The organism is Streptococcus sp. (assembly GCF_032481935.1).
Lineage (GTDB): Bacteria > Bacillota > Bacilli > Lactobacillales > Streptococcaceae > Streptococcus.
The window spans coordinates 1-5,794 of sequence record NZ_JAWERU010000063.1; the positions used below are offsets into that span (position 1 = coordinate 1).

Annotated in this window: 1 protein-coding gene; it reads left to right on the forward strand. The window is 38.2% G+C overall.

Features of this window, described 5'->3' with window-relative positions; translation table 11 throughout:
• Nucleotides 1-355 precede the first annotated feature (355 nt).
• A partial coding sequence (locus tag E7C97_RS08855) for a Spy0128 family protein (RefSeq protein WP_316108961.1) occupies nt 356-5,794 on the forward strand: 5,439 nt, incomplete at its 3' end.

The window sequence follows — 5,794 nt, forward strand, 5'->3', positions numbered from 1 at the left end:
TGTGTCCCTCTTTGATGTAATTTAATGCTCGTTGTTTAAAATCTGTACTATATGCCATAGCTTTATTATAACATGTATTTTATAAACTAAGTAACTATATTGAACACTAAGTAGGAATTCGAACAGAAATTTATATGTATATATTAAAAGTCTTTCGTTATTAAATATTCTTCTAAAATGCATATTATACATTTTGGGGATAGAGTTTTAGAGCATCGTTATTCTTGCTATAAATCCTTTAGTATGGTATACTGGTAGCGTTACTAGTAATGTGGGGAAGTCCATTTTTTTCTGGAAAAAGTCAACAAACTTACATATTATTAGTTAAAATGTTTAAAAAAGGAGAACTTATCACATGATAAGAAGAGAGCAACAACGATTTTCTTTAAGAAAATATAAAGTTGGGGTCGCATCAGTTTTTTTAGGAACGACCCTTAGCTTCATGATGGCTAATGGTGGTGCGGTAAATGCTGCTGAGATTGTAGCACAAACAGCAGCTTCTGCTGGGAATACTGAACAAGTCGAAAAGGAAAAGTTGACAGAGGCATCCACGGATGTAGCAAATTCGGCTGTTTCTGAAACTTCAGAAGGTAAGCAAGAAACTTTAACATCTGAAGCTAAGCCTGAAGAAGTAAAATCAGAACCAACTGAAGTAAAATCAGAAGAAACAAAAGCTGAAAAAACTGAGGAAAAAACATCTCTTAGTTCGGAGGCAAAATCAGAGTCTTCTAAACCATCAGCAACTGATTCAAAAACAGTAGAAACTGTAGTAGCTAAGCCTAAGGCAACAGAAAAGTCTGAAAATAAAACTGAAGAAAAATCAGAGTCTAAAGCAGAACTTTCAGCTGTAACCGAGGCATCTAGCCTTGATACAAATGCTAGTGCAACTAATGTTGAAGCAAAATCACTAGTAGATACAGAAACACTAGCTTTGGCAGCTGAGAATACTGTAAATGCCGGTGCTTTAGCTACAAATGGTGGTCGTCGCCGTAATCGTCGTGCTGCAACTGACCATAACACAGAAGCAATAGCAACTACAACTACACTTAAAGATGGTGAAACAGCAGATCCAGATATGTCAGATCCTGTTGGTGCAACAGTTAAGTCCCAGGATGTACCTGCTGGTTATGAAAGAAAAGCTGGAGATTACTATACATTTAGTATCTTAGATCTTACAAGATTTAATAAACGTTACAATACCAACTACTACGTTCGTATCTATAAGAACTTTAGTGACTCAACTGATTCTGTCGTTGAACTAATCGATAAGAATACAGGTGATATTGTAGAAACAAAGACAATCACTGCAACAAGTGGTGTTCAGCAGTTCTCTACAACAACAGCTAAGTCAAACTCTGAGTTGACCTTCCAAGTTGACTATCAGACTTCTACAGCAGCAGATAAAACAGTTCAGCCTTTTCTACAAACAGGTTATAAGGTGGCTGATAGAATTGCATCGCTAGTAAATCCAGATCATGAACTTACACCGACAGAACAAGCACTTTTGACAGCTGTTTATAATGCTCGTACAACTACTGATGTTATGAACGTAGTAGAGCCTACCTATAATGGACGCACGATTACGGATAGTAACTTCAAAATTCCACGAGTTGTTACCAAAATCACTCACTATAAAGTAGTTGACAAAGCTAATCCTACCTATAATGCTAGTAAAACAGATACAACTGTTCAAGATTATGAGGCGAATGGTAATGAAGTTGAATTAGCTAAGTATACATTGACAGCTACAGAAGGTCAAAACTTCACTGCTTCAGGGAAACGTCAGTTTGCAGGTTACAAACTCTATCAAGAAGCTCCTGCTGATAGTATGACGGGTTATGTTTCTCGTCCATATGTTGTTGGGACTAAATTCATGGATGCGGAGCGTGCGGGTATCAAGCGTATCAAAGAAATCGTCGGAGAAGATGGTTCAGTTGTCGTTCGTGTCTATCTTCTTGATCCAAAGCAACAAAGCAAGCGTTCTGACGGTTCCTTAAGTACAGATGGCTATATGCTCCTTGCAGAAACCAAGCCTATAAAACCTGGAAAGGTAAACACAGAAGATTTAGTTGTTAAGAAGACACCTCTGTACACGATTCCTTTTACTGATAAAAATGGAGTAAACTATCCAAACGGTAAGGAAACTGCATTTGACTTCCAAAGAGCTGCAGGATACACACCTAAGAAAACAGTCTTTGTTCCTTTCCTTGGAGATAATATTGGACACCTTTCTCCAAACGAACAATTAGTAAGGGGAAATAACGGTATTGGTACCAACGTTGACTTGCTTAATGGATTGACGCCATATACGGAAACAGTTTTCTACTATGAAAAAGTAGATCCAGTAACCTACACTCCTGAAGTAAGTAAAGTTCTTGAAGGACGTACTTTAAATGATGGTGATTTTAGCTTTACCCTTAAACAAGAAGGTGGCACACATCAAGAAACAGTTACCAACAAAAATGGTAAGGCAACCTTTAGCCAACTAACATTCGAAAAACCAGGTACCTATACTTATAAGATTACGGAAGTTGCTGGTTCGGATAAGGACGTTGACTATGATGGTATGGAGGTTACTCTCACAGTTACCGTTACTCAAAATGCTCAGGATAAACTAGAAGTTGAAGCAGTTTATACATCAACAGGTGGTCATGCTGAGGGTGAGAATGACAAGGTCTTCAACAACTATGTTGTAGCTCCAGTTAAGACTAAGTTTGACTTTAGCAAGGCTCTAGCAGGTCGTGAGTTGAAAGCTGGCGAGTTTAGCTTTGTTCTTAAAGATTCAACAGGTAAGGTTCTTCAAACTAAGACAAATACTAAAGAAGGTGTTGTAGCCTTTGATGACTTGACATTTGACAAGACACAAGTTGGAACCCACAAGTATATTGTAGAAGAAGTTCAAGGTTCTGAATCAGGAATGACTTATGACCCAATGAAAGCTGAAGTAACGATCACTGTTACTAAAGAAGGTCACGTTCTTAAAGCAACAAATACACTTCCTGCAGATACAGAGTTCAACAATACCTTCACACCATCTCCTGTTAAAGTAAACCTTGAGTTTGATAAATCACTCTCAAATGGAGCCTTGAATGCTGGAGACTTCAGCTTTACCTTGACTGGTGCCAACAATGTTAGTGAAACAGTCACTAACAAGGCTAACGGTAAGATTAGCTTCAGTGAATTGTCATTTGACCAAGCAGGTGAATACAACTATACTGTTAAGGAAGTGAAGGGCAATAAAGCCGATGTAGACTACGATGCAATGACTATCGCAGTGAAAGTCACTGTTACAAAAGATGCAACTACAGGTCTTTTGTCAGCTAAGACTGAAATGACCTCAACAGGTGGTGAAGCAACTGGTGAAGATGATAAAGTCTTTAACAACCATGTAGTGGCACCAGTAACAGCTCAATTTGACTTCAGCAAAGCTCTTGCAGGCCGTAAACTTAAAGCTGGCGAATTCAGTTTTGTCTTGAAAGATTCTGAAGGAACTGTTCTTCAAACCAAGCAAAATGATGTTGATGGTAAAGTTAAGTTTGATGCTTTAACATTTACAAATGCTCAAGTTGGTGATCACAATTACACTGTAGAAGAAGTTATCCCTGAAACAAAAGAAGCTGGTATGACTTATGACACCATGAAGGCTAACGTGACAGTTACAGTTACCAAATCAGGTCATGCTCTTACTGCTGTAGCAGCACTTCCAGCAGATAAAGAATTTAACAATACCTTCACACCTGCTGCAGCACAAGCTCAATTCAAGTTTACTAAGAAACTTGAAGGTAAAGAGCTTACAAAAGATGCCTTCACATTTGAATTACTTGAAAATGGTAATGTCATCCAAACTAAGAAGAATGCGGCTGACGGAACTATCCAATTTGATGCAATCCCTTATGCTCAAGAAGGTACGCATACTTACACAGTACGTGAAGTAGCTGGAGCTGACACAAACATTGACTATGATTCAATGAATGCGGTAGTAACAGTAACTGTTACTAAGGATGCTACAACTGGTCTCTTGTCCGCAAAAGTGAGCATGCCAGAAGATTCAGAATTCAACAACTATGTAGTGGCACCAGTAGTTACTAAGTTCGACTTTACGAAGAAACTTGCAGGTCGTGCACTTCAAGCAGGTGAATTTAGCTTCGTATTGAAAGATTCAACTGGTAAAGAAATTGAAACTGTTACTAATAAAGAAGATGGAACAGTTACTTTCACTGAGTTGTCATTTGACAATACTAAAGTTGGTACACATACCTATACTGTTGAAGAAGTAATCCCAGCTTCAAAAAAGCTTGGAATGACTTATGACACAATGAAAGCAACCATTACAGTTGAAGTGTCTAAGAAAGGTCATGCCTTAACTACTGTAACGAATGTAACATCAACTGGCGGTGTGGATGCTGAGGGTGCATCAACTGATGGAACTGCTGATAAAGAATTTAACAACAAGGTTACTCCACCAGAAGCACCTCAATTCCAACCAGAGAAATTTGTTCTTAATAAAGAGAAATTTGACATTACAGGAACAAAACTTGTAGACGATGATGATGAATTGACTGACGAGTACACTGCTACAAATGCTAACCCATACGCAGATGGAACTTCAAACAACGAAGCAGAAAACATCAATACTAAGACTGTTGAACGTGGTGATAAATTAGTTTACCAAGTATGGTTGGATACTAAGAACTTCACTGACAAAAACAACATCCAATCTGTTGGTATCTCTGATACTTACGATGCAGATAAATTAACTGTTAACGCTGCTGATATTAAAGCATATGACAGTGAAACTGGGGATGACGTAACAGACAAGTTTGACATTAAGGTTGAAAATGGTGTCATTACAGCAACATCTAAGACTTCTGTAAACAAATCACTAGGTGATGTTGATAATACACAAGTTATCGATACAACTAAATTTGCATTTGGTCGCTACTATAAATTTGATATCCCAGCAACTGTTAAAGATGACGTTGCGGGTGGAGTGGATATTGAAAATAAAGCCAACCAAATCGTTCATGTTTATAACCCAGTAAGCAAATCTGTTGAAAAACCAGAAAAACCAACTCAAAAACGTGTAAACTCTGTACCAATCACTGCAGAATTCAACTTCACAAAACGTTTGGAAGGTCGTGAGCTTAAAGCTGGCGAATTTACATTCGAGTTGAAAGACAGCGACAATATTGTGATTGCGACTGCAACCAACGATGCAGATGGTAAGATTAAATTCTCTCCGGTAGAGTACACAAATAAAGCTGGTGAAAAAGTCACTGCCCTTAAATACAAGAAGGGTCAAGAAGGTACTTACACTTACTCTGTAACAGAGGTGAAAGGTACAGACGCAACTGTCACTTACGATACTATGAAGGCAGAAGTAACTGTAACAGTATCTCATGACGGTACAGCTAAAGCATTGGTTGCTAACGTAACTGAACCAGCTGATAAAGAATTTAACAACCGTGTAACTCCACCAGAAGAACCTAAGTTCCAACCAGAGAAATACGTTGTTTCTGAAGAAAAATTCGATATCACAGGCGATAAGCTCGTTGATGATGATAAAGAGTTGGCAGATAAGTACGCAGATACAAATGCCAACCCATATGCGGACGATGCCTCAAACAACGAAAAACAAAACATCAATACCAAGACTGTTAAACGTGGCGATAAATTGGTTTACCAAGTTTGGTTGGATACAACTAAATTTGACGCAGCTAACAAGGACAACATCCAATCAGTAGGAATCTCAGATGACTACGATGAAACTAAGTTGGATCTTGATTCTACTAAG